This is a genomic window from Algoriphagus sp. UBA3586, assembly GCF_002376385.1.
GTDB lineage: Bacteria > Bacteroidota > Bacteroidia > Cytophagales > Cyclobacteriaceae > Algoriphagus > Algoriphagus ornithinivorans.
Map to the genome: position 1 here is coordinate 35,896 of NZ_DFMT01000006.1, position 25,936 is coordinate 61,831.

Consider the following 25,936-nt stretch of genomic DNA (forward strand, 5'->3'; position numbering starts at 1 on the left):
CTAGCTTAATGGGATTGTATTTCCTTTTACTCCACTGTGAAAATGTTTAAGTGCCAAAAAAATATATTTCATATTCTCAAATCCATATCTAAGACCAAATCTATATCCATAAAACATTTTCCCAATTCCTTTTTTTATTAATCTTTTTTTCATGGTATCCAGAGTAAGTAGGTGTGCGATGTAAAGAAGATTCCTGAGGCTGTAATATTCACGAACTAGATTTTCCTTTTTCTGGTAAACAGGTCTTTCGAAATCTAATCTCTGATGCTTTTTTCTAGACTCCAGAAATAGCCCACAGTGTACATTAAGTGAAAACCCTTGCCTTTTTACTTTTAAACAAAAATCAAGTTCCTCAAACCCAAAAAACAATTCTGGATCTGGAAATATTCTGGCTTTTACTACATCACGATGGACAAGCATACTCATGTTTCCAGCAATAGACTCAACACCAAGAACCTTCTTTTTTTCAAGTAGTCTACTTTGAACTCGCTTGATTTCTCCTTTTTTATGATCAAAAAAATGGCCCACTGCTCCCAAAACTCCACAATAGGGATCAGCATCTCGAATAGATAGGAGCCTTTCAAATGTGTCAATAAACTCCGGCGGATCATTATCATCCCCCCAATATATCCAATCAGCACCATCATTAGCACAAAGTTCCAAACCTTTGGCTGCTCCACCTGCAGGGCCTGAATTAAAGCCCATACGATAATATTTGATTCGAGAATCCAACAATGAGGCAATAGCATGATCAGTATCAAGACTCTCAGAATTGTCTATGATCCAAAGAAAATCCGGTGGACTTGTCTGTGACATTACGGACTTTATGGTTTCACAAAGAATTGCAGGGCGATTGTAGGTAATTATGAAGCCTCCAAGTTTCATACTAATTATATTCTTTTTTCTACTTCCTAAATCCATGTGAAAGTAATCGCATCCTATTAAATGGGAGAAAAAAGAATAATAAAGTAAACTTAAGCCCATCCCCCACCGAATAAGAATAAAGCTCTTTAAGCTTTAAAATGTATATTTTCCAATTCCAACAAACAGTAGCACTTACCAATTGCCTTCTAATAATTGCACGCAAAAAACTGGTGTTCTCCAGCAAAACTTGCTTGTGCTTTTGCTGAAAATAGGCCAAATCTTTAAGCAATAAAGCTCTTCCGTATTTTTGGTTTCTCTTTTTTGGCTCTATGGTATTGCCAAAAAACACCATAACTTCTTCCAAATAGAATCTTTTTGAAGGTGGAACCAATCTCATTATTCTGATAGCCAAGTCCATATTTTCAGAATACCTTAAGTTGGGATCAAAGGCTCGGGCATTTTCAAAAATTGATGACCTTACTAAAAAAGTACCAACAAGATTATTGAATTTCGCTTCCTCCCCATGGATTTTCAACTTTACAAATTTTGTCCAATCCTCTCTTTCTCCTGTTTCTTCGTCAATCAATGCTCCATAGCAAAAGGCGATATCAAATCCGTTTTCTTGATGTTTCTTCTTAAAGTTTTCAAGCCAATCAGGACTAAGCCAATCATCACTATCCAAAAATGCTAAAAACTTTCCAGTAGCTAGTTTTGCTCCCCTATTTCTGGAATCACTTGGCCCCGAATTTGGCTTTTTGATGAGTGTGATTTTTTCTGGTTCAAAGCTCTTTATTATTGTTTCAAGTTCATCGTTGCTTCCATCATCCACCACGATCAACTCCCAACTTTTTTCAGTTTGATCAATAACTGATTGTACAGCCCTTGAAATGGTACCGATATTTTTATAGTAAGGAATTATTATTGATACAAAAGGAGACTCCAAAACCTTAATCAAATCTGGAATTAAGCCATTCGAAGTGGCTTAAAGTTTTCTTATAGTTCTTAAAAAAGGACTTCAGCTTTTGACTATTTTCAATAAGCTGTACTTCATTTCGTTTTGTAGGACTGGCGAAATTTCGATATTGACAAAGCAAATAACCTTTGAACGAATACCATAATTTTAGAATTATTTCAGCTCTCAACTGCATTTTTGATGTTCCCATGAAAACAACTTTATAAGAGAACAAGAGAGGAAATGAAGAAGCTATTCCTTTTTTCAATTTCAAGTAGTATTGCCAATCAAGTCTACCCAAAGGAATGAAGTGTTGAAACTTTAATTTACTTTCAAACCAAAGGTCATATCCAAGCAATTGAACTAAATAGCATAACTCTACATCGCCTCCACTTACCAGTTCATTTCCCTTTCTATCTGTTAGAATCAATCTGGTTTTCAGCTGATCCAATTGAAGCAATGCCTTTCTCAAAAAAAAGCAACCGGCACCATAGTGTGCCGCACCTTTTTCTAATTTACCGCTTGTTTTACCATTATTCCCTACTGCATAGCTATGAGAAAACTCAGCAAACCAGTCTGGAAACTGTACCTCACTGACAGGCTCACCACAGCCTCCCAATATTCCTACCTTTGAATGGGACTTAAAAATAGAATAGCCTACTGTTAAGTAATCCGAACAAAGCCAATTATCATCATCACAAAAAAGGACAATATCGTAGTTGGCAGTTCTCCAGCCTTTTTGTCTTGCATGGGTTAAGCCAGCATTTGGCTCAAACACTACCTTTCCCTGGATAATCGGATTTCCTTTGAAAAATTCCTGAGCGATGAAATTAGAATTATCCTTACTTGCATTGTCAACTATCAACAGCTCCCAAGGGCCTTCAAATCTTAATTTGGAAATATACTCTAAGGTTATTGGGAGTCGAAGCTCTCCATTGTAGGTGCAAATGATTATGCTTATCCCTGTCACTAGAATCTAGATTTTACCATATCAAGAATAAGTCCTGTTTGATATTTGGTGAAATAGGGTATGAATTCAAAAAATTCAAAAATAGATAAGTGTCTAAATGCGATCTCAAAGGCTAGGTTCCTCGACCTAAACCTACTCCATTTATATTCCATGGTATCTCCTGCGGAGATTTTAACATTCTTTGGTTCACCATCTAAGTGGTAGTTTACCGAAAGTGCTTTATTGGTAAAAACAATTTTGGGTTTGTTCGATATTATCGAAAGAAAAAAACAGTAGTCTTGGCCATTCAATAGATTCGGACGAAACTTAATATGGTTTGAAATCAAAAAATCTTTTCGAATTAATGCCGAATTCAAAGGCCAAGTAATCTTTTTTATTAAAAAGTCCAGTAAGAGATTTTCAGATCTCACCAGGTCCGACACCATGCTCAATGAGCCATTTTTGAAAATGTTGGTATAAGAAATCGCTAAATCAGCTTGCCTCGTTTTTTCAATTATATCAAGACTTTCTTCAATCATTCTAGGCTCTAATGCATCATCCGAATCTAAGAATACCACATAATTTCCTTTCGATTTTTTTAGGCCTAGGTTACGGGCTGGATTTGATCCCTTTTCAATGTTTTCAAAATATTGTATGCGAGACTCTTTATCGGCAATCGAAAACACTAACTCTTTTGTACTATCCTGACTAAAATCATCTACAACTAGGCATTCCCAATATCTATAGGTTTGATCTATGAGACTTTGAATAGCCCGTTCCAAAGTATGGGCCCTATTAAAAGTAGGAATAATAATGGAAACTATGGGATCCAATTAGAATAGCGATAATAAGGATTTTATCTTCCTTTTAAGTTTTGTTTTAAACCCCTCCTTGGCTACAAAAAAATTAAGCTTAGGCTTAATGCCAGAATAGAATTCAAAATTATTTTCAATAAGTGTCTTTTCGTATTCTTTTCCCAAACGCTTCAATTCAGGCCGGTTTTTATAAGCAAATTGGGATTCGCCGGATCTTCCCGTGATATATTCACTTCCGGGCTTGAAGCCGCTAAAATGAAAGAAATATAAGTGCTGATCAGCCTGATTGACCGCAAAATCGCTTCCTGAGTCAATGAGTATCCGTTCAGAAAAATTCCACCAAGCCATATTGTAACCTCGGTGCTTTAGGATAAACACCTCATCAAACAGCAAAGGAGCTAAGTCCATCCATTTTTGGTCTACAAAGATTCCTCTGGGTTTATCAATCAGGCAGTGGGTGCGCAATCGGGTTTTCCACCATAGGATCAGTCGATTACTTTCATCGGAATATCTCAATGCGATAAAACCCAAATTAAACATCCCATGCCGTAGGGCAACCAATTCATCCAATGAAGTCTCAACAGGAGCCTCACAGAACATGGGAGTTAAAACTGTATTATGGGATTCTAAAGCTTCTGTCACATGGTCTAAGGTACGGTAAAGTACAATATCCGGGTCCAAGTAGATAATACGATGACCTGTTCCATAAGTACTCCATAAGTAGTCTATATAAAAAGGCTTAACAGCCGTATTAAACTCGATCACATTGTATCGAGACAGCATATCCTCAAACTCCGGAAAACCTAACTGATCAAAAGGAAGGATTTCCATCCCTTGAAAAGATGAAAAATCGATCTGATCATCCAAATAATCAACCAAACCAATAACAAACTTGGAATTTGGATAAAATTTCAACACCGAATCTCCAAGGGTTTTGGCTTGGGCAAGGTAGTTATTGGAGCAGAGAGTGAAGAAAATGGGATTCAAAACTTGATTCGCTTTTTAAAATAGTTTAGGAAGCTTTTTAAAATGCTAGACCGGGCAATATTTCTGTTTTCTACCCGCAGCCTTACCTGACCAAAACCTCTTCGATAAGCAGCTTCTGTATCCTGATCAAAAATTGAAAACAAGAAATCCTTAAGGCTATTTTCAAAAAACGGAACATGGTCATGATCAATAAAAAGTGGCTTTTTTAGCATCTCCAGATATAATCCCGGGTTAGAATCCAATTCCTTTATCCGGTCTAATGCTATTTCGGGATTAACGGGATCTACCCAAATAACAGCCTCAGGATTAATTCCTCCCTTACCTTCATATAACGATCCAAATGAATCAGGATCTCCCCAATAAATTGGAATTGTATTTGAAGAATAAGCCTGAATAAGCTTTTCGGTCAAGTATCCTGAGGTAGATGAATTTTCAAAGCAAAGAGAAAATTTGTATTCCTTTTGCCATGCTGATTTATCTTTAACCGGTTCGCCAATAGAATTTAAATAGTTTCCGCCACTGTCTACTCCCCGATATTGACATAGCATCAAGTAAAATTGGGTACGAAAATCAGATGCAGTCCCATTACTGACCAGAAAGTTGCAAAACTTCCGATTGATTAAGCTTTGCAAATCGAGGGCTAAAATAGATTCAGGCCTTAATTCCGCTGCCTTTACTGAACCCGAATAAAAAAGATATAATGGAAAGCGGATGTACCTATCCTGAAACTTAATATGGTCAAATCCAATTCCGTAATCAGAAATATTAAAATCAGGTCTTACATTCTCAGAAGAAAATGCAATTCTGACACCTGAGTATGGAATTATATCAATGAGATGAGCTTCATGAAAAACAAAATCGGGTTTAACTTCATCGATGATAACATTATACCTACTACTAAGAATCCCAAAAAAAAACTCAGAATACCACTCTTTTAGCGCCTTTCTTCTGAAAAGAAACTTTAATTTTATTTCCTTTTTTAAACTACTCAAGGCTTCAAATTAATGGGATGTTGACCAATTTGAACTAGACCTAATATTTTACTATTTGGAAATTCTTGGCTCAAAAATTTATTTAAATTAATCTTGTTTCCAAACCTATTATTTAGTTTCAATATAATTGCTGAAACTAATCCATTTAGAAAAACAAAACCCCTTCTATTTATTTTCGAGGAGTATTGTTTCCACTTTTTTAAAAATAGATTAAACTTTCCATGCTTAACCCAGAGTTGTACAGTTAGAAAATACTGAAATGAAATAAGAGAATGGAGTTCTTCTTCACTCAAATTTTTACAATTTTCAACAGTAAAAAAAAACATATCTTCTAAAAATTGAATTCGGGTTTGAAGAATATTTAAATCACTTGTGAATGGAGTAGATCTACTTAAAGAACTTTTGTCCCCTTCTCGAATGAAAACATCAGGGGGTAAATCAAAACACTTTTGGTAATTATTTGACAAAATCAAGGCTTTCAAATGAACTTCGTAATCCTGCCAAAATTTTGTTTTAGGATTAAATCCTTCAAGCTTTTCAACGAATTTTCTGGAGTAGATTGGCCCTGAGGTTTGCCACAAGACATCCATTCTCAAAAACCTACTTAAATCAGATTCATTTGGGTCATCTACATTCCAATAGTATTTAGCATCACGCAAATCCTTTTGAAAAAGTGCTGTAGTAAAGGCCCAAAAATCTTTATTCGGAAAATTATTTACGGCATTTACTCGCTGTTCAAAACAAAAATTAGCAAGTATATCATCAGAATCTAAATAAAGGATCAAATCACCCTTTGAGCTATCAAAAGCACAATTCCGGCAAACATTTCCTCCTTTAGGAAAAGGATCTGGTCTTCGAAATATCTTAAATCGAGAATCTATTATAGTATATCCCTCTAAAATATCCCAAGAATCATCTGTACTATGATCATCCACAATGATACATTCCCAATTGGTATAGGTCTGGGCAAGAACTGAATCCAAAGTCTCTCGAAGGTAGGGAGCTTTGTTGTAATTGGGAATAATAATGGACACTAAAGGATTAGCTTCCAATTTTAGCTAGATAATCAATAGTTAAACTTCTCTTGGTTTCTTTTCCCCAAAAAGAAAGGAGCGTTGACTTAGTTTCCAAATCACCTCCTTTAACCAAAACAAAATCGGAAGAATCAAGCTCAGTAAAAGGTATTTCGAGCTCAGACATCCATTCTACTACAGGATTATTCTTTCTAATTACAACAAAACCTCCATAGTATAAAAAAAATAAAATATTCCCCAGACCAATCTGCCTTTCAGTATTGATGAGAAAGTACTTACACTTTTCCAATACTTTAACATATTCTTCATAGGGCAAAAAATGATCAATTAATTGAATTGTCTCAGATTTCTCTTTTAAACTTTCTTTTAATAAGGAAATATATCTTTCATCACCATATGAACATGGAAGAATTATTTGATCAAACTCTAGGTCTAATTGATCAAGCTCCTTTAAACCATCCAAATGGTTAAGCCAAATTGACCCACTATGTCCGAGAAGAAGTGATTTCCCTGAAATATTTATTTCAGAGTTTTTAGATATTACATCCTCTTCCAATGATAAATAATTCCACCTTAAATATTTTTGATTTTCTATAATAAATGAATTTGATAAAAGATTAAACTCTGATTTTAGAACAGGAGAAATAAAGTTGATTCGGGAAATTAGATCTATATTAGACGGCTTCACCTTAAAGCTTCTTTTAAAATTACCATTTAATTGATCATTAATTGTTTCATTAGAATAGGAGTAAGAATTATAGAAGCCTTTTGTAATGGGAAAAAGATATTCCTCTATATTTTTTAATCTTGGAAAAAGATCGTACCCCCAAGATATCCATGCAATATTGGTTTTAGAATTTATTTTCAATAAAAGATTTTCTTCAAAAACGGAGCCAATAGAATGAAAAATCACTGCTTTTGCGAAAAAATGGGACAATGGAGCAAAAAGCCATAAAACTCTAGGACGGATGAAAAAGACTTTTGCTGATTTTATAAATTTTAATTTCTTTATAAGCCCAATTATCAAAAACACATTCTGATTTGGTGCGGCTTCCTCAAAATCTCTATAGGCGGAATCAATAAATTTCTCATCGCGGACGATATGAATAAACTTCTTATTAAACACCCTCAATGACAAAATCCAATTTAGGGTGAATTACTCCAGGAAATTTTCCAAACCAATTTATTTTTCTTGGTTCTTGATCGACTACTTCAAATAGAAGCGCATCACTCATTTTGAATAATTGGATCTTTGCATCCTTCACCCATAAAACATCAATCTTATATTCATTTTCATTTAAGAAATGAGAAGGAAGCACACACTTTGATAAATAGTATCCTTTATTCAGGGTGGGAAGTGGTACCTGTGTAATAACATTAAATATACATTCCCCCTTGATACTGTAAAGGACTAAACTCAGGTTGACTTGGGCTGCCTCTCCCTCAAACCAGAATTCAAAATTAAATTCAATCTCTTTTGTTCTATCTATCACATCATCGGGTAAACTACCAGAATTAGAAACAGACATATATGCCACTTTGACCAACTCATTTCCAGGTGCTAAATCATACTCCCATTTTCTTTCTTTTTGACTAGAAATTTGCTTTTTCAAGTATTCATTAACAACATTTTCCGTTCGCCCCGTTAAATGTAGAAATCCCTCCGTCATTAATAATGAGTGAGTACATAAAGACCGAACAGCTTCTAGATTATGACTCACAAAGAGCACCGTTCTCCCTTGATTTTTACTGACATCCTCCATCTTCCCCAAGCACTTTTTCTGGAATTCATAATCCCCTACAGCTAAGACCTCATCGATAATCAAAATTTCTGGGTCTAGGTGAGCAGCTACAGAAAACCCCAAGCGTACCTTCATCCCAGAAGAATAAAACTTTACCGGAGTATCGATAAACTTCTCTACTCCTGAAAAGTCAATAATCTCATCCAGCTTAGAATCAATCTCCCGACGGGTCATTCCTAGGATGGTTCCGTTCATATAGATATTCTCCCGCCCTGAAAGCTCTGGGTGAAAACCTGTTCCGACTTCAAGTAAAGAAGCCACTCGTCCATGAATCTCAATATTACCTGATGTAGGTTCGGTTATTTGAGAAAGAATTTTTAGTAAGGTGGATTTTCCTGCACCATTCTTTCCAATGATTCCTAAGACCTCTCCTTCTTTTACTTCAAAAGAAACATCTTTAAGCGCCCAAAAAACTGAATCGTCTTCCAAACCAAATCGATTTAAATCTCGAAGTCGCTTCAAGTTATCATAAGGAGAACGGATTATCTGAGAAATCTTACCAACCAAAGTATCGGCATACTTTTCTTTTAAACCGAGGCGGTAGCGTTTGGAGAGATTCGAAACCTTGATGACTTTATTCATGGATTTTAATCCCGTTAATTTTGTCAAGAAAAAAAAAGTTGCAGGAATTTTTATATACCAACTCGTAATTATGACTTTTTAAAAAACTTACAATTTCATTCCCATCTTTTCCAACTTCAATGAGCACTATTTTGGGCCTGTAAAGATCCCAATCATTGCTTTTTAAAACCTTCAAATCAAACCCCTCTGTGTCTATACTTAAAAAATCTATCGGTTGATTATTTGTCAAATATTTCTTCAATACTTCTTTTAAAGGCCAAACTTCTACATTGATAACTTCCTTTATTTGAGTTTTAAACCTACGACAGTGATTAATAGCAGTGTTTTTATCGAACGTTGATAGAGTATCAATTTCAAGTTTATAAAAATCCAATTGACCAAAATCAGTCCCTATCCCTATATTTAAGTTGATATCCCTATTTCGCTTTTTTTCAAAAAGCTTAATTTTCTCAGGTTGTGGTTCAATATTAATTCCAGTCCATCCTCGACGATAAAACCGATTTGTATTACTGAATTTTTTGGGGTCATTTGCCCCTACGTCTACATAAAATCCTTTTTCTTTTCGAAATATTGCATCAATAATTAAGTCTTCTTGATATTGAGAAAAAGATTCAATTAGTGAATTATTTGGTTTAAATAATCCCTTTTTTTTATTATGTTGAGTTCTCCTATATTTTTGAATTTGAAAGGTTATGATAGGAGGAATCAGTAATTTTATAAATCTATAAACATTAGTTATATTCATTAATTAGACTATTAATCTTAGAGTTTCGATTTAAATAGAAATACCTAAACTATCTTTATTATTTGAAATAAAACACTGTATTCAGTGTTTTAGCTATTGGTCTGTAACCTTTTTGCTTCAGCAAGGAATCTACTTTTCCATTAGATTGGCTTTCCATTGAGTAATTCCAGATTTCAGTCAAAATCAAGTTTGGTTTGTATTTCTCAAAATCAAAAGATTCCAAAATTCGAAACTCTTGGCCCTCTACATCAATAGACAAAAAGTCAATTTTTTGATTTTCGGGAAGGTACTGTTCCAAAATGGAATTTAGAGAATCTGACTGCAATTGATGGATTTTACTAAGTCTATTTTGTGACTTAGATGAATTCTTTTCCTGTAGTTTAGATGACTCAAATCCATTCAAGGCCTTATCAGCAAATTCATAGTATTTGACTGTTTCTCCCTTTGTTCCTAGCGGTATCTCCAGATTAATATCTTTTTTGCGCAGCCGATTGAAGAGCTTCATGCTTCCTGGCATAGCGTCGATATTAATTCCACGCCAGCCTTTTTTATAAAAAAAATAAGTGTTGGAAGATTTTTTTGGATGATATGCCCCGATATCAATGTAAAACCCTTTCTTCTTTTTATAGAAAATTCTTCGAAGAATCATGTCCTCCCCTTCCCCTGAAAAAGACTGAAAGGAAACATAATTAGTATAGGACCAAACAAATAACCTTAGTCTCTTCCAAACTTCACTAGGAAAAATTTTTCTGAGACTATTTTTTATCAAAAGAATAATTATCAAATATCAAATAGAATAATAAGAGTGGACTGGAAGCTATAAGGAATTAAAAGCAAGGAAGAGTAATTGATTAAAGAGTAACTGAGTAATCGTAGAATTAAGATTCTTAATTTTTTTACAGCTTCGCCCTTTCAATCCCATTTAGGATCTAAGAATGACTGAGTAATAAATTTACTCAGTGCTTTGGGAATTGCAAATCTTATATTCATCATTTTGGATAATTCTGGATTTTCTATCTAAAATCTGATAAAATCTCAAAACGAATCTGCAGTCTATAAAACTGGTGGAGTGCAATCCCCAGTAAAAAAAATAAAAGGAAAAAGAGCCAGTTTCTTTTTAGGGTTTTGACTATAAAGAAGAAGTTATCTCTCAAATTGATGTGTAATCACCCTTAAGGAAGAATCCTAACAAAGCCTAAGCACGGATGGAGACTTAATTTCGGCGTCGAATTGCAAAACTCGGAGCTGTATCTAATTCCATGCTTAGATAAAGAATCTCCCAATTGTAATTCAAACAAAATTCATGAACCGCCTCGATGACTCCATATCGAACCATCCCATTCCAGTTCCCAATGATATAATCATGCCCTGCAATAATCCCATCGGGTTTAACCTTACTTGACCATAACTCCAATTCTTGTTTGGTAGTAGCGTAGCTATGGTTGGTATCTATATAAATCCAATCGAAGGTATCCTTCTCAAATTTTTGAACAACCTCTGTAGAATATCCAATATGAATACAAACTTCCCCTTTGCTAATTTCTTTGGAGAACTTCTCTTCTACTTCTTTTCTTTTTCCTAAATGATATCTTTCAGTACCCCAAAGGTCCACTAAGTGCAATGTTTTGGGCTGATTGATTTTTAAGATTTTTTCAGAAAAGCCTCCCTGATCCACTCCAAGTTCCGCGACCACCCCTCCTTTAGGAAGAAGCTCCAACAAGGCCTCTCTATTTGGTAATAATCTGGCAGAATTTAGCGACTTTTCGTCAATTTGAACTTTGGGTAATTTTGAAGATTCCTGGACTTGAGATGCCAGAATGGATTTTTTCACTTGGGTAAAAAGTTTTTTCTTTAAAAATCCGGGAATCAGTTTAGTAAGCATTAGAAAGAATTATTTTTTTGATTGTGTGCAATAAAATCACCTTTAATTTCTAGGTTGAAAACTTCGAATTCGACCAATACAGGCTAGCAATAATCGAAGTTTCAATATTTTTTCAGAAAGGTGGAAATGATAAAATTATTTAAGATTATCCGCAATTATACCAGTGATTGTATTTTCTTCTTACTAGTGAGAAAGCGGGTAAACATATAGTTTTTTAGTCCTTTTGGAAGCATGATTTTCAACTTAAGATTTATTTTAGACAAAAAACATTACAGCTTAAGCTGAAAAGAATCAATCAAGCTAGATTATTTTCACTTAACTCCGGGAGTTCATAAAACAAGGGCAAGCGAAGCAAACAATCCGTATAGCGATCTGCTTGAGGCAATTCCCTTTGAAATTGAGCTGGGTAATTATCCCTGACAAAATCAGATTTATGCAAAGATTGGTAGTGAAATACCGCTAATATTCCTTTTTCCTTAAGTGCTTGGGCATAGGAAGTTCTGCTTTCTAGGTCAGGGAAAACCAAGTAGAACATATGGGCATTGGCCTGAAAGCTGAAGGATGGAAGTCTGAAGTCTGAAAATCCTAATACTCCAAGCCTATCTTCCATATTTTGATCTGCGACATCACTTTCCACTTTAAACTTTAAACTCTTCACTATCTCAAGGTATTTTGGACTTAAGGTTTTGGATCCAAACCTATCCTCAGAGAAAGTCCTATAGTAGTCTTCCCAAATGGCTTTACGTCTGTTTTGGATATCATCTAGATTTTCGAGTTGGGCCCAGAGAAATGCCGCTGTCACTTCGGATGGAAGGAATGAACTCCCCATATCTACCCATCCGTATTTATTGACTTCACCTCTAAAAAACGCTGCTCTATCAGTTCCTTTTTCCCAAATAATCTCAGCCCTTTTAACTAATTCTGGATCATTAATGACAAGCATTCCACCTTCTCCGCATTGGATATTCTTGGTTTCATGGAAACTAAAAGTGGCTAAATGGCCCCATGCTCCCAGGTATTTCCCCTGATACTCCTGATCTATGGCTTGAGCGGCATCTTCCACCACTTTGAGCTGATGCTTTTGAGCAATTGCCATGATTTGATCCATTTCTACTGGGAAACCCGCATAGTGCACGACCACAATCGCTTTGGTTTTGGGGGTGATCAGTTCCTCCACAAGTTTTTCATCCATTCCGGGATGATCTTCCCTGCTATCTACAAAAACAATGAATGCTCCTCTTAATACAAAAGCATTGGCTGTGGAAACAAACGTGTAGCTGGGAAGAATTACTTCATCACCCGGCTGTATATCCAAAAGAATTGCTGCCATTTCCAGCGCATCGGTACAGGATGAAGTCAAGAGACATTTTCCAAAATTATATTTAGACTCAAAGAATTGCTGACATTTTTGAGTGTAGTACCCATTTCCCGAAATCTTCCCCCTTTGGATAGCATCCTGAATGTATTCCAGTTCTTTGCCGCTTTGGTAGGGTTTGTTGAAGGGGATTTTATAGTTCACAGGTGACAGGTTGATAAGTCTGAAATTTGATTGTGAAGTCTGAAAAGGGAGTTTCTTATTGAGTAATTGTGTAATTGAGTAAGTGGTTAACTGAGTCTCGTCTCTCGCTTCTCGTTTCTAATCTCTCGCTTCTCGCTTCTAGTTTCTCGCATCTAGCTTCTCGTCTCTCGCTTCTCGTTACTTAGTTCAAAGTTCAGAGTTCATTGTTCAAGCCCGCTTTTATTTGTGTTGTGTAATTGAGTAAAGATTAACCGAGTAATTAGGCTGTCTCGTCTCTCGCTTCTCGTTTCTCGCTTCTAATCTATAGTCTCTAGTTCCAAATTCTGTATGAAATTGAACTTGGAGTATTCATTGAAAACCCTCAATTTTAGAAGCTATTTTGGGAATTAAGGATTTTAGAAACTCAGGAAATTCTTCGCACATGATTGCTTCTCCTTTTTCCAATGAAAAGCAATATTTTGGTTCTTGCTTGTAATAAGAGCAATTGTAAACATCAAGTGAGTTGAAAAACTCAAAATGATTGTCTAGGTTTTGAAATCCAGCAAAATATCTTTTTTGAATTTCCCTATCAGGAACAAAATGCCCTCCATTCTCAACTCGGATAGCCACTCGTCTTTTAGCCTCTTGGATTGAATTTAATACAAAATAAATAAGATGAAGTTCGTATCCATTTGTTTTGAATATTTGAGGCCAATGAAGAGGCGTTGAGTTAAAATTTGTCTCGTAACAAAAGTCCCTCTTTTCTAAAATGGCCTGATCAATTTGTCTCTGTAACTCCTTAAAAGCCAAATTATGTGCCATTTTATCTTGAATATCTGAAGGCTGGAGCTTTTTATAAATCTTCAAAAAGTGTTGATCATAATCGAAAGGAATGAGATTTCCTTTAAAAAAAGCTTTTGAGAAGGATGATTTTCCAGCTCCGTTACATCCTGCTATTATCCAAAGTTTTGGCTTACTCAAATTTAAGTTGTGGAGCTGAAATTGGATTTTTTTTGATCAAGCCCTCTTTCATAGCTTTTTCATAAACCTTTATTTCCTGAAGAATTCTAGGCATTTCAGCTTTCAAGAATTTCTGAAATTTTTGAATTTCAAGTATTTTGGCTTCTCGATTCATTCTGTAAAGATAAATTTTCTATTTGACATTATTAAGGATTTCCTCCTCAGATGTCTCCGTAATCAATTTGAGTTTCATCTTTCGGCTCTCATCTCTGAGTTGTTCTACGTTCAATGTTCATCGTTCAGGCACGCTTCGATTTGTGTTGTGTAATTGAGTAAAGATTAACCGAGTAATTAGGCTGTCTCGTTTCTAGTTTCTCGCATCTAGCTTCTCGCTTCTAATTTCTAGTCTCTCGCTTCTTGTCTCACACTTTAAACTTAGGATTCCAATAATGATAGATATTGGTTTGCGAAGCGATTTTATAGCCCATTTTTTTATATAGGTTTAAAGCGGGTGTATTAGCTTTTTGGGTTGGGATTTTCATTTTTCTAGCTCCTTTTTCAAAAGCCCAGGATTCCGCTTTTTTTAGCAGCTTCTCTCCTATTCCTTTGCCCCTTGAAGACGCTTTGACAGCTATCAAACCAATTTGGCCCAGTTCTCCCTCCACACTGCAGGTGACCATTCCTTCCAATGCCCCATAAACTAATACTTCTCTTTTTTGCAGAGCTTTGGTAATCCAGATTTGGTATAGCTTTTCAAACTCACCTTGATCTAATCTAGGATCTACTTTAAACCGTGAATATTCTCCACTAGCCAAAGCCAATGAAATCAAATCTTCTGTTAGTTGACCTTGATATAGTTCAATATTATCTGTAAAGGTAGATTCGGATTTCAATGCTTTCTCAAAAACCAACTTCACATCCATCAGTTGAATATATTTTGATTTGATATCCAGTTCATGCTCACTGATCAAGTATACCAACTGAAAGCTAGGGGTCTGCTTCAAAAATTCATCCTGATCCCAATTTTTCGTCACTTCATACTTTCCAACCGGATAACCAAAGAGTTCTGAATCAAAAGGGAGATGAGTTAGCAAGTCGAGAGTTTAAAGTTGGAGGGAGATATTGGTTATTGAGTTATTTGTTATTGGATGAGTAATTGTGTAATCGAGTAAGAGTTTAACTGAGTCTCGTCTCTAATCTCTCGCATCTCGCATCTCGTTTCTCGCATCTATTCTCTCGCCTCTCATCTCTCGCTTCTTAACGTCTTCTTCGGTCTTCGGTCTCCCGTCTTCCAGCTTTTGGCTTTTAGCACAAGGCAGAATTCTACTAAATCAATATGTTTTTTTCTCCACAATGTAAATCGGGCGGTTTTTGACTCCTTCAAAAATCTTCCCGACGTACAATCCCACCATTCCCAAAGTGATTAGAAGAAAGCCTGTTAGGAGCCAAATGGAAATGATTAAACTGGCATAACCCGCTACTATGATATCTCCCATCCAATAACGAATCAGAGTAAATATGGCGAATAAAAAGCCTGTGAAGGCTACTCCCACTCCCAGCTTGACGGTCATGCGAATGGGCTTATCACTATAAGCCAGCATAATGTCCAATGCTAAATTGAAAAGCTTTTTAAAGGAATAGGTGGTTTCCCGTTCACCGTTTTCCTTATGAATAACTGGAATTGCCGTCTGTCGAAAACCAACCCATTTTACCATTGCTGGAAAGAATCTGATTTTTTCTCTCATTTGGACAATTTCATCGATCAGCTTTCGGTGGTATATTCCAAAATTAGCTACGGTTTCATCTTGAGCCACCCCAGTCAGGTATCCCAGAGTTTTGTAAAAGACTTTGGAACCCAATTTTTTAAAAAAAGTATCTTTTCGATTTATCCGCTGTGCGAAAACTGCTTCGAAGCCTTCTTGGGCTTTTTCATACAAGGCAGGGATTTCCTCCGGTCTATCCTGCAAATCACAATCCATCACTACTACCCATTCTCCTTTTGCCTGATCCAGCCCTGCTGTAATGGCATAATGCTGCCCGAAGTTTCTGGAGAGTTTAATCCCTTTTACTTGCGGATGCTTAGTAGACAGTTCCTCTATTTTACTCCAAGAATTATCCGGACTATAATCATCCACCAAAATAACCTCAAAATCCGAGCTGATGGCTCCTACCGATTCTATGACTCTTTCCACGAGTTGGTCGAGCAATTGCTCAGCGCAGTAGACTGGTGAGATGATGGATAGATGCACGATTAAATTATGAAGTTTGAATTATGAAGTCTGAAAAACTCATAAATGCTACTTGAGGGGGACTTTAAGGTCGTTTTCAAGAAATTAATGTCAGGGTCATTGGAGATGTAAAATTCAAGAGGAAACGTAAAACTCTAGCCCTTTAAAACTTTTCTTATCCCGCTCTTTCAGAGCTGTATTACTGTTTGTTCCTAACTTATTTTGCTAAATAATCCCGCTCCTTTGGAGCTATAAAATTAAATTGAAAAGTCAGGGCCAAACTGTAAACTCCCTCTTTGCTTCTTCATTCCTTTGCGGGAGATTAAATCCGCTGCGCCGTTGAGTCGCTGCGAGAGATTATGAGACTTTTCTAAGTAATTCCGCTCCTTTGGAGCTATAAAATTAAATTGAAAAGTCAGGGCCAAACTGTAAACTCCCTCTTTGCTTCTTCATTTCTTTGCGGGAGACAAAAAAAATCAAAATCAAATCGCTTCTCTGAAGCTCTTTTATACTCTTACTTTACGATTCTACAACCAAAACGCCTCTCTGAGGCTTTACACTACATCAGTTTGGAGCTTTAAAATCAAATTTAAAGGGAGGACCAAACTTTTAACGTCCCTCTTTGCTTCTTCATTCCTTTGCGGGAGAAAAAACCGCTGTGTCGCTGTGTCGCCGCGAGAAATCATAAGACTTTTCTAAGAAATCCCGCTCCTTTGGAGCTATAAAATTAAATTTAAAGAGAGAACCAAACTTTTCACTTTTAACTCCCCTCTTTGCATCTTCATCTCTTTGCGGGAGATTAAATCCGCTGCGCCGCTGTGTCGCCGCGAGAAATCATAAGACTGCTTCGTTTCACTCGCAGTGACGTAACTGTTCACTGCAAACTGCTAACTAACAACTGTACCTGGGACTGCTTCGCTTCGCTCGCAGTGACGTAACTGTTCACTGCTCACTGCTTACTGCCAACTGACTATTGCCAACTGAATCAAGCCACATCCGCAAAAATCCTCTCCATCCTTCTAAAATAAAACATCCCAAAGACGAAGAATACGACTGCTACAATACTACCCGGCCAAATCCATTCCCAAGGCATAGGTCGATTCAGAAAAGAAGCCCGAAAGCCTTCGATCACACCCACCATGGGGTTGAGTATATAAAATGGTCTGTAAATTTCAGGAACGGCCGTAGTACTATAGACTACCGGGGCAGCGTAAAGCAGCAACTGAACTACAAAGGTCAACGCATGCTTGACATCCCTGTATTTAACTGCTAAGGCTGAAAGAAACATGCCGATTCCCAGACTGCACATCAACAACTGTATGATCAATAATGGAAGAAAAAGCACTCCTATTCCTGGCATTTGCTTGAAATATATCAGCATAAAGATGACTACAACAAACGCAATGGTAAAATCCAGAAGTTTGGATAGAATGGCAGAAAGTGGAAGCACCATTCTAGGGAAGTAAACCTTGGTGATCATATTCGCATTTTGGATCAGGGAATTGGCTGATTCGGTCAGGGTTCCACTGAAATAATTCCAAGGCCAGAGTGCCAAATAGGAAAATAACACATAAGGCATTCCGTCTGAGTCAACCTTTGCTAAGCCTCCAAAAACCAATGTAAATACCAAGGTGGTAAATAGGGGCTGTATAATGGCCCAAGAAACTCCCAAGATGGACTGAGCATAGCGCGCTTTGATCCCTCTTAAAGTCAGGAAATATAAAAGATCCTTGTACTTCCAAATTTCTTTGAAATCTACCATCTTCCAGCCGGAGGAGGGTTCGATTACTTTGTAATGGGGATTGGTTGAGGACAAGGTTTGAAATTTAAAGTTTAAAGTGAAGAGTTTAAAGTTGGAAGTTGTGTTTTAAGCTCCGTACACTAGTATTCCGGCAATATTGCCTGGGTCTTCGTCGAGAATAGATACTTCTACTTTTCTTTGAACTTTCTCGTAGGTTTTGTTTTTAATGAAATTCAGATAATTCTGGTCCAGATTCTTTCCTATCAGGATCATATTGACAGTTCCTGAGTCTATGCCATGTGCATAATCTCCAATGATATAGGCTTTTTCCACCTCACCCATTCTTTTGACTATTCTCTCCATGAGGTCATCCAGGCCCAAGAATTTGGAAACCATATTTTTGATCTCCGCAAAAAATGGATGCTGATTATTCGCCTTGTACACTTTGGTCTTTCCTTCCTCTTCTGAAACTAAGAGCCCTGCTTCTGTCAGGCGGTTGAGCTCTACTCTAACTGAATTGGTAGATTCGTCAAAATCTTTAGCCAAAGAGCGTAAGTATCCTGAATTTTGATGAGAAAAGAATTTGAGCAGGAGCTTAATTCTTGTTTTGGAAGTAACTAAAGACTCTAACAAAAGCTAAATTCAGAAATCTGAAAAACTAAAAACTATTAACTCTCAATTTGAAACTTCAGAAAGCTTCGCCCTTTCGGTCCCATTTTCAGGATTTCCTAAAACAAAGGCAAATAGAAAATTATCTACCCGAGGAGACATTGAGGTAATACCGAGTAAAAAAATTACTCATAGCAAATTTATAAGAATGACTTAATTTTCCAAGATATTTTAAAAACAGGAAATAAAATCATTGAAAAATCGCTTTTTTGAAGAAGACCTTTAGTTTCGAACCATGCTCCAACCGGAAAGGAATTACATGAGGCTGTATTATGTAGTCATTGGACTCCTGCTTTTAAGCTATGTGTATTTCTTTTCTCTGATGGGTTTGGAAAACAATCCTTACTATGGTGATGAATATTTTTATATAAAAAATGCAGAGGCCTTTTCGGAAACAGGAAGTTTAAAAGCTTCTTTCACCTACAGTGGAAGAGGTTCAAAGATAGGCGAGTTTGATGCGCATGGACCTGTATATCCCCTACTTTATGGTGGTATTGGAAAGCTTTTCGGATATGATTTCCAACTTATTTCAAAAGTAAATCTGGCTATACTTTTACTGAGTTTATTTCTTTTCATTCTATCTATGGAAAAACTATCAACTAAGCTTATTCAGATTATACTTATTTTAAGTTCTCCCTTTACCCTGTTTTACGCGTTCAGCCTTTTACCGGAATTGATTCATTTAGGCGGAGCAATTATTCTTTATTATCTCTATGAAAGCTATCATCGATCCAGTAGAGGAAGGGATTTATGGATTTTAGTGAGTTTTATCCTATTGCTGGGGCTATTTAGAAGTACTTGGCTTTTTGCCCTTATAGGGTTGGTTCCATTTCTCTGGAATGGCAGGAGGTCTTTGGTATTAGTGCTGATTTTCAGTATTCCTATTTTGACCTGGCTTTTACAAACAAATTTTCATGAAGGAGTGGTCAATGTTTTTTCAGAGATGAAATATTGGTTTGGTGAAGGTAATTGGAGTGTTTTATTTGATACCATATTTTTCAACATCAAACGGAATATATATTTCCTTTTTACTTATTCAGAAGGCGCATTTTATGCTATTTGGAAAATCTGGCTTTTCGTCTCTCTCATACTAGGTTTCTTATTAATTGCTAAAGATAAATTGGTTCTGTCGGGGATATTGATGCTTGCAGTTACATTCCTATTCACCTTGGTTTTTTATAAATTTTACAAATGGACGGAATGGAGAATGATGCTCCCTCTGACTGTTTTTTTGAATCTGAGAATTATCGCAGCATTTCCTTCCCAGTACTATTATAAAGGATTGCTTATAATCAATGGTTTAGCTTTCCTTTTCCTAATTCCCTTTCAATACGAGCTTATTCAACTCAGAAAAAATTATCAAACAAAGACTATATCCAAAGATCTAGTAAGCCATATTAAAACGCTCGAACAGCCGCTCATTCAAATTGATACCTTGGCTCTTACAGGGTTTGCTTTGGAGCAATTACCAGTGGTTAACCAAAAAGGTCAAGTGATCCGTTACATTCTCCCTTATTATGAAATGGAGCTAAAAGAAGCCAGTCATTTCCTGGAAATCCAAGAAGGTCAGCTGATGATGCGTTCAAAAAATATTCGCAGCCAATAAGCGAAGCCAAATACAACTTGGATACTGAAAATCGAAGCAAATATTTTGAAGCGGAAAGGTGATTTTTCATTCTTTTCCTGATACTCTTTCAGCACTATGAGCAACATACTTAAATTATGGAGGTAAAGCGCAACCGGTATTTGCCAATAAAAATTTCCATGATACTCTCTATAGCCGGTTTCAGCAAAGATGAAATAAATCAAAATTGCGAGGAGTAATGTCCAAAGTGAAAAACTAAAAAACCTATTTTCAAATGCTTTGTTCCTCCAAAAAATCAAAAAGCATAAAGTAAGAGGGATACTACTCAAGAGATCCAAAAAGGGTTCATTGCTGTAATGAAACCAAATTTTAAAGGGTTCCAAAACCACCCTGGGAATATCCTCTTGTGAATAGTAATTGACTACCATAGGATCCCACTGAAAGATCAATATTTTTTCTGCCCAGATAAGAAGCAATGAAAATGCACTTAGGCAGATGGCTAGGATGAATGGCTGCGAAGGACGCTTAATTAAGTAAAACGTGTAGCAGAGGAAGACAGGTAAATAACAAAATAGAAAACTAGGCTTGATCAATAATATAGCTACTACTAAGAGGCATATGTTAAGAAATGCCTGATTGCTGTAATTTTCCCACCAAGTTAGAGTTTGCTTAACTAAAAGTAGGCAAAAGGGGAAAGCTGCGATGATGGTTGAATTGTGCCAGATGATTTGACTGAGTTTTCCTAAGTACCAATATTCCCTATCGATAGAAGGGATCACGATAGGACCTAAAAAGAAAAACAAAAATGCCAAAAGATAGGATTTAGATATTCCTAAGGATGAAGATTCAAAAATCCATTTTACTGTAATTCTAAATTTCCACCATAAAAATCCCGTCATCAATAGGATGGAACTGATCAAAAACTGGAATTTATAATTGATCAAAAGGTCTAGAAGGTACAGTAGAAAATAGTAGCCCGGAGGGATTGGGAAATAGCCATTTTCCAGATACTCTATCAGAAAGAAATTATGGATCTTAATATCAACCCCATAAGGCACAAATTTGATCATATAAGTCAAAGTGGCCATAATTAAAGCCATCATTAGGATATCGAATACCCAAAGATTTCTTTCTAACCAAATTCTCATTTTGGGCATTTAACAATGATGAAATTATTGAACTTTTCCACCTGATAGTTGCAGTTTTTGAAATAGCCAAGATTGCTTTTGTAGGTATTGGAATCTATCAAATAGGCTCTGTCTGAATTTTCATTATTGAGAAAATAGTGCTCATATAAACTAGCCCAACCCATGATTTTAAAAGGCAATGGAGATTCAAAAATCAGTTCCAAGTAGTATTTATTTTCGCTGGCAATGATGATTTCAGCATAACCATCCCCCTTCAATTTATTCAGTTTCTCTTGGAGCTCAGTTCCGGAGGAAATATTATGATGGCTTAGGCTAAAAGAATAGCAATGAAAAACAATGACAATAGAAAGGATAGATTGAAAAATCAGAAAAGGCCATTTATGAAATTCGCCCTCCTGCCTATCGAGTATCATTAGGATGAAGAATAAAAGAAACAGAAGAATGTAAATCTGAATTTTTATCAGATAGAAGGGAGCTAGAACTACCAATCCCAAAATTATCACTAAAAGGAGCTTTAGCCCCTTTTTCAAATTTGTGTAGAGCGTGAAAAGCAAGAAGAGCGCCATCAAGGTTAAGACAAATCGTTCGTTTTGGATAAAAGTCCCAAATGATTTTTTATAGAAAGAAAAAGAAACAGCTTCCCATCTTAAATCATCCAACATATGCTTCCATTCCAAAAGCTTATCCCGAGTCAGCTGATTTTCTGAAAAATCAATCAGACCATTAGAGAAGTAATAGAGTTCTGGTTCCGAATTGATGAACCTATCCTTTTCCAATTGTAAAAATGGGTGATCAAAAACCTGAGAACGAAGCTGGTTGTGTTCAATAAAGTCTTGGAGTGGTTCAGACTTTGGCCAAAGAAAAGTTATACCCTGAAAAAACAGAACAAAAACCAAAGGGTAAAGTGTAGACAACATCAATGTTTTTTGATGTGATAGAATCAAGAAATAAAGACAAGAGGCTGCCAAAAGTAAAATTGCAACTTCAGGTCTGATAAGAAATCCTGCTATAATTAAAAGATCTGAGAACATCCAAAATTTACCTGGATGCACATGAAGCTTGTTCTTTGAAATTCTATTTGCCAACCCAGCACAAACGCAAAGGGATGAGACTATAGAGAACTGCAGAAAAAAGCTGAAATGAATTAGAAAAGCGAATGCAAAAAGGAAGAAAATTATTTTAATTCTATTGGAAACAAACTCACGCTCAATCACCTGCAATAAGGTGAAATAGGCAAAATATCCTAAGGTAAACCACAAGAATGGGTACCACGGAATCAGGGGGAAGAAAGAATAGAGTTTGGCTAATGAAAAGCTTAGAATGGGATGGATAAAAACCGCATAATTTTCGGGCATGCCAGTATAGGCTCCTGAAACAAGCCACATCATCAGTTCATCATCATTCACCTGAAATCGCCAAGGCAAAAAAGCTATCATGATTAAGGCTAGTGCGCCAAGAATACTCCAATAGCTTTTTTTCATGATTTTGGTTAAAAATAAATTCAGATTCGAATTAGAAACTCAATAAAGAACAATGCAATTTAAGGAATCAGTTTTGGGATTGCTTTTGAAATATGTAAATAGGTCTTGATTGGTAGGAATCTATGTAGGTTTTTTTCATGCTTTGTAATTCTAAAATTGGGTCAGAGAATTCAGAAGGACAAAAAATTACAGGATATCCCTTTTCAAAATTAATTAGCGTGTTCAATTGACTAGGATCCCAAACCATAGCCTGACCTGGGATGTTTTTACCCAATAGGTATGCTAATCCTGGATTTCGGAAGAAAGCCTGTACATTATCTTCTCCATCCAACTCCACCTTCAATTTTTCTAAAATTTCAACTAATGAGCTATCCAAAAACAATCCGGAGTTGCCGGGGATTTTCCAATACCTTTTGGATTCAAAGAGAGGCGATTGTTCAAATGGTTGGAAAACGAGACCATTAATTATCCAAAAGAAGGAAAAGATACTTAAGCCCAAAAGAATCTGATTTCTTCTCTTTGATAATATTGCTACCAAAAGCAACCAAAACACTGAATAGTGGATGCCTATTCTCAACCAGTATACATTGCTTCCGAAATGAAGTATAAAAGGGAGAAAGGTTAAAATCAGAACCCAAGGTAACTGAGCAGAGGAAATTTCGCCAAAACTATTGTTTAGCCTATGAACGACAAACAAGAAAAGGGTCAACAAAAATAGATGATTCCATTCTTGTGTGATGTGAGTTAGGTAAACTACTGATATGAAAATTAAGCAAGATAGAATCACTAGAAATGGCTTAAGCTTGGATTTATTATCTAGGAGTTTCAGAAGGTAAAAACCAATGGAGCTGATACCGAGCCAAAAAATCCCTACAAGTGGGGACTTCATTAAATCAAGCAAATTATACTGAGGTCTTTCTAACTGATTTCCAAGTGTTTCAGACAGTCTTAATACAGCATTTTCTTGAAATAAAGTCCAGAATAGAAGTTCAAATAAGAGAAGGGGCAATAGCATCAGCATCCATTTCCAAGACACGGATTCAAGGTAAAATAATGTGATGTAGGTGATCCCAAATAAAAGGATGGCCGTGGGAAATTTGACATAGAAAATCAATGCCAAAGAAACACCTATCAAAAGGTATTGAAATGATTTTTTAATGGGTATGGATAAAACTGCCAGCCAAACACAAGAAAGTGTAACATTCAATGAATTATAAGAAAGTGTCTGTGGCAGAAAGGCATATCCAAGACAAATTCCAATAAAGATGAAGGAGAAAATTTGCCAACTGGCTTTTTTATGGGCAAAGTAATTTTTAAAAAATAAAGCCAAACTCCAAGCTGCGATCAGGTAGCCAAGCAAACGGAGAAGTCTTAGCTGAATAAGTGAAAACTTCAATTCAGTTAAGCTGAATATCAGTTTGAAAAATAAATCATAATTAAATACTGCCTGAGGGTTTGGCTGCAAAGGATCAGCTAGGAAGGCATACAAACCTTCATCAGAAATATCAAATCCAATGAATGCAGCTCCGATCAGGGTCAATGAAAGAAGAGTAGCCTCTACAAAGAGAAAGGTATTTATATTACTGAATCTGAAGGATTGAGTGAGCATCTAAAGCAAAATGGAATATTGAAACGGGAAAACAAATCTGGAGAGAAAGATTTTAAAATTTGAATGCTATCAATTGAAGTTGGGTTCTCAAAATGTATGATAATCAGATTTTATGAAAAACAAATTTACATCGGACGATTTTATGAATGTTATGCCAGTGAAGAAGGAGCTTTTGGGGCTATAAAGACTATGTTCCGCCACCTAGTTTTTTAAAGGTTTGACACCGGACAACCAAAAATACAAACGACCTAAAAACATGGATGAATGAGTCTATTGTTTCAAAATGAATAAATTTGACAATTGATATTATTATACAAATTATTTAAAATGTATAAAAATGTGGAAAACTTTTGGCTATAAAGCATAAAAAATACCCTGTACAGGGTATTTTTTTTTGAAAGACAAATTCTACCTTTGGAATAGGGTGATTAAGCAGCTTTTCTCCTAGTTTTTTCTAGAAAATTATTAAGGGACTTTTTCTCATACTTTTTATTCCCTTAATCCCTTTCGAAAGAGAGGAAAATAATCGAAAATCCTTCCCAAAAAATGGGTGGGATTTTCTTTTTTTTAAGTTGTTCCTATCATAGAATTTGTAATCCGGATAAACCGTTCGAGGTTTAATTAAGGTTTCCTTGCCGTCTTGCTGGCATTGAATTACCGTTTCCAATTTTAGATTATGGGCCAGCGCTGGGGATGTGGTTGGTGACTTTGATTCCAGGGGTTAAAACCCACGGCTATTTAATCGTCCGCTCCTTTGGAGCTTTTGCCATGGATACGACTGGAGGTCTATCTCCTAAGCTGCTCGAGATTTGTAATCTCGAGCTCTTATCGTAGGGTTTTCAATCCGGACAAACCCTCCAAGGTTTGCCAGAAAATGGAAATGGATATTTACATCAACTCCTCAACTCAAGAAATCTCATGGAGCGTTGATTTAAAGTTTCCTCTCCGTCTTACTGGCATTGAATTACCGTTTCCAATTTGAGATTAAGGGCCAGCGCTGGGGGTGGTTGGTGACTTTGATTCCAGGGGTTAAAACCCCTGGCTAAGAAATCATCGCTCCTTTGGAACTTTTGCCATGGGTACGACTGGAGGTCTATCTCCTAAGCTGCTCGAGATTTGTAATCTCGAGCTCTTATCGTAGGATTTGTAATCCGGATAAATCCTTTAAGGGTTTTTGCCAGAAAGCGGGAATGGATATTATTTATATAAAATCCTCAACTCAAGAAATCCCTTGGAGGGTTGATTTAATGTTTCCTCTCCGTCTTGCTGGCATTGAATTACCGTTTCCAATTTGAGATTAAGGGCCAGCGCTGGGTAAATAATTGATTGCATCTATACCCCGAGTTGCACTCGGGGCTAATAAATTACGCACCTTTGGTGCTTTTGCTATGAGTATGATTGGAGGTCTATCTC

Annotated in this window: 22 protein-coding genes; 1 reads left to right on the plus strand and 21 read right to left on the minus strand. The window is 36.2% G+C overall.

The features are described 5' to 3' along the window. The 18 genes from B2906_RS01065 to B2906_RS01150 form a co-directional block, all read right to left on the minus strand. The gene (locus B2906_RS01065; RefSeq protein WP_349678988.1) at positions 1-921 is read right to left on the minus strand and encodes a glycosyltransferase; all 921 of its coding nucleotides are present in this window, start codon (positions 919-921) and stop codon (positions 1-3) included. After that, a complete protein-coding gene (locus B2906_RS01070; RefSeq protein ID WP_219958416.1) occupies positions 905-1,819 on the minus strand; it encodes a glycosyltransferase family 2 protein in 915 nt (304 codons plus the stop codon). Before B2906_RS01070 ends, B2906_RS01065 begins: the two co-directional genes overlap by 17 nt. Next, positions 1,812-2,786, minus strand: coding sequence for a glycosyltransferase (locus B2906_RS01075; RefSeq protein WP_219958415.1), 975 nt, complete (start codon positions 2,784-2,786; stop codon positions 1,812-1,814). The genes B2906_RS01070 and B2906_RS01075 overlap by 8 nt, the downstream gene beginning before the upstream one ends. Next, a complete protein-coding gene (locus tag B2906_RS01080; RefSeq protein WP_255590541.1) occupies positions 2,786-3,598 on the minus strand; it encodes a glycosyltransferase family 2 protein in 813 nt (270 codons plus the stop codon). The genes B2906_RS01075 and B2906_RS01080 overlap by 1 nt, the downstream gene beginning before the upstream one ends. After that, entirely contained in the window at positions 3,599-4,567 is a 969-nt protein-coding gene (locus B2906_RS01085; RefSeq protein ID WP_219958413.1) for a glycosyl transferase, read from the minus strand. Then, positions 4,564-5,559 (minus strand): glycosyltransferase family 10 domain-containing protein, encoded by a 996-nt coding sequence (locus tag B2906_RS01090; protein ID WP_286935308.1) that lies wholly within the window; start codon positions 5,557-5,559, stop codon positions 4,564-4,566. Before B2906_RS01090 ends, B2906_RS01085 begins: the two co-directional genes overlap by 4 nt. After that, positions 5,556-6,611: a glycosyltransferase family 2 protein gene (locus B2906_RS01095; RefSeq protein ID WP_286935309.1), complete on the minus strand. Its 1,056-nt coding sequence runs from the start codon at positions 6,609-6,611 to the stop codon at positions 5,556-5,558. Before B2906_RS01095 ends, B2906_RS01090 begins: the two co-directional genes overlap by 4 nt. Beyond that, positions 6,601-7,731, minus strand: coding sequence for a TDP-N-acetylfucosamine:lipid II N-acetylfucosaminyltransferase (locus tag B2906_RS01100; RefSeq protein WP_286935310.1), 1,131 nt, complete (start codon positions 7,729-7,731; stop codon positions 6,601-6,603). Before B2906_RS01100 ends, B2906_RS01095 begins: the two co-directional genes overlap by 11 nt. Further along, entirely contained in the window at positions 7,712-8,977 is a 1,266-nt protein-coding gene (locus B2906_RS01105; protein ID WP_286935312.1) for an ABC transporter ATP-binding protein, read from the minus strand. Before B2906_RS01105 ends, B2906_RS01100 begins: the two co-directional genes overlap by 20 nt. After that, positions 8,970-9,722, minus strand: coding sequence for an FkbM family methyltransferase (locus B2906_RS01110; protein WP_219958406.1), 753 nt, complete (start codon positions 9,720-9,722; stop codon positions 8,970-8,972). Before B2906_RS01110 ends, B2906_RS01105 begins: the two co-directional genes overlap by 8 nt. A gap of 58 nt (positions 9,723-9,780) precedes the next feature. Next, positions 9,781-10,371, minus strand: a complete 591-nt coding sequence (locus tag B2906_RS01115; protein ID WP_219958405.1) for an FkbM family methyltransferase — start codon at positions 10,369-10,371, stop codon at positions 9,781-9,783. Between the two features lie 564 nt (positions 10,372-10,935). After that, on the minus strand, positions 10,936-11,604 hold the full coding sequence (locus tag B2906_RS01120; RefSeq protein ID WP_219958404.1) for a class I SAM-dependent methyltransferase: 669 nt from the start codon (positions 11,602-11,604) through the stop codon (positions 10,936-10,938). A 295-nt stretch (positions 11,605-11,899) separates the two neighbouring features. Beyond that, positions 11,900-13,123: a dTDP-4-amino-4,6-dideoxygalactose transaminase gene (rffA, locus tag B2906_RS01125; RefSeq protein WP_219958403.1), complete on the minus strand. Its 1,224-nt coding sequence runs from the start codon at positions 13,121-13,123 to the stop codon at positions 11,900-11,902. A 348-nt stretch (positions 13,124-13,471) separates the two neighbouring features. Then, a complete protein-coding gene (locus B2906_RS01130; RefSeq protein WP_219958402.1) occupies positions 13,472-14,083 on the minus strand; it encodes a zeta toxin family protein in 612 nt (203 codons plus the stop codon). A gap of 401 nt (positions 14,084-14,484) precedes the next feature. Beyond that, on the minus strand, positions 14,485-15,156 hold the full coding sequence (locus tag B2906_RS01135; RefSeq protein WP_219958400.1) for a GNAT family N-acetyltransferase: 672 nt from the start codon (positions 15,154-15,156) through the stop codon (positions 14,485-14,487). A gap of 237 nt (positions 15,157-15,393) precedes the next feature. Further along, positions 15,394-16,311, minus strand: a complete 918-nt coding sequence (locus B2906_RS01140) for a glycosyltransferase family 2 protein (protein WP_219958399.1) — start codon at positions 16,309-16,311, stop codon at positions 15,394-15,396. 964 nt (positions 16,312-17,275) lie between these two features. Further along, the gene (locus tag B2906_RS01145; protein ID WP_219959400.1) at positions 17,276-18,052 is read right to left on the minus strand and encodes an ABC transporter permease; all 777 of its coding nucleotides are present in this window, start codon (positions 18,050-18,052) and stop codon (positions 17,276-17,278) included. Between the two features lie 105 nt (positions 18,053-18,157). Continuing rightward, on the minus strand, positions 18,158-18,664 hold the full coding sequence (locus tag B2906_RS01150) for a winged helix-turn-helix domain-containing protein (protein ID WP_219958398.1): 507 nt from the start codon (positions 18,662-18,664) through the stop codon (positions 18,158-18,160). 271 nt (positions 18,665-18,935) lie between these two features. Between B2906_RS01150 and B2906_RS01155 the strand changes: the two genes are divergently transcribed. Further along, entirely contained in the window at positions 18,936-20,306 is a 1,371-nt protein-coding gene (locus tag B2906_RS01155; protein WP_286935317.1) for a hypothetical protein, read from the plus strand. On the opposite strand, the gene B2906_RS01160 is transcribed toward B2906_RS01155, so the two are convergent. The 3 genes from B2906_RS01160 to B2906_RS01170 all read right to left on the minus strand — a co-directional run bounded on the left by B2906_RS01160 (position 20,267) and on the right by B2906_RS01170 (position 24,523). After that, positions 20,267-21,433, minus strand: coding sequence for a hypothetical protein (locus B2906_RS01160; protein ID WP_286935319.1), 1,167 nt, complete (start codon positions 21,431-21,433; stop codon positions 20,267-20,269). The genes B2906_RS01155 and B2906_RS01160 overlap by 40 nt on opposite strands. Further along, complete coding sequence (locus B2906_RS01165) at positions 21,430-22,914, minus strand: hypothetical protein (protein ID WP_286935321.1); 1,485 nt, start codon at positions 22,912-22,914, stop codon at positions 21,430-21,432. Before B2906_RS01165 ends, B2906_RS01160 begins: the two co-directional genes overlap by 4 nt. Before the next feature lie 67 nt (positions 22,915-22,981). Next, positions 22,982-24,523 carry a hypothetical protein gene (locus B2906_RS01170; RefSeq protein ID WP_286935322.1) on the minus strand — a complete coding sequence of 514 codons (1,542 nt, stop codon included), beginning with the start codon at positions 24,521-24,523 and terminating at the stop codon, positions 22,982-22,984. Between the last annotated feature and the right edge of the window lie 1,413 nt (positions 24,524-25,936).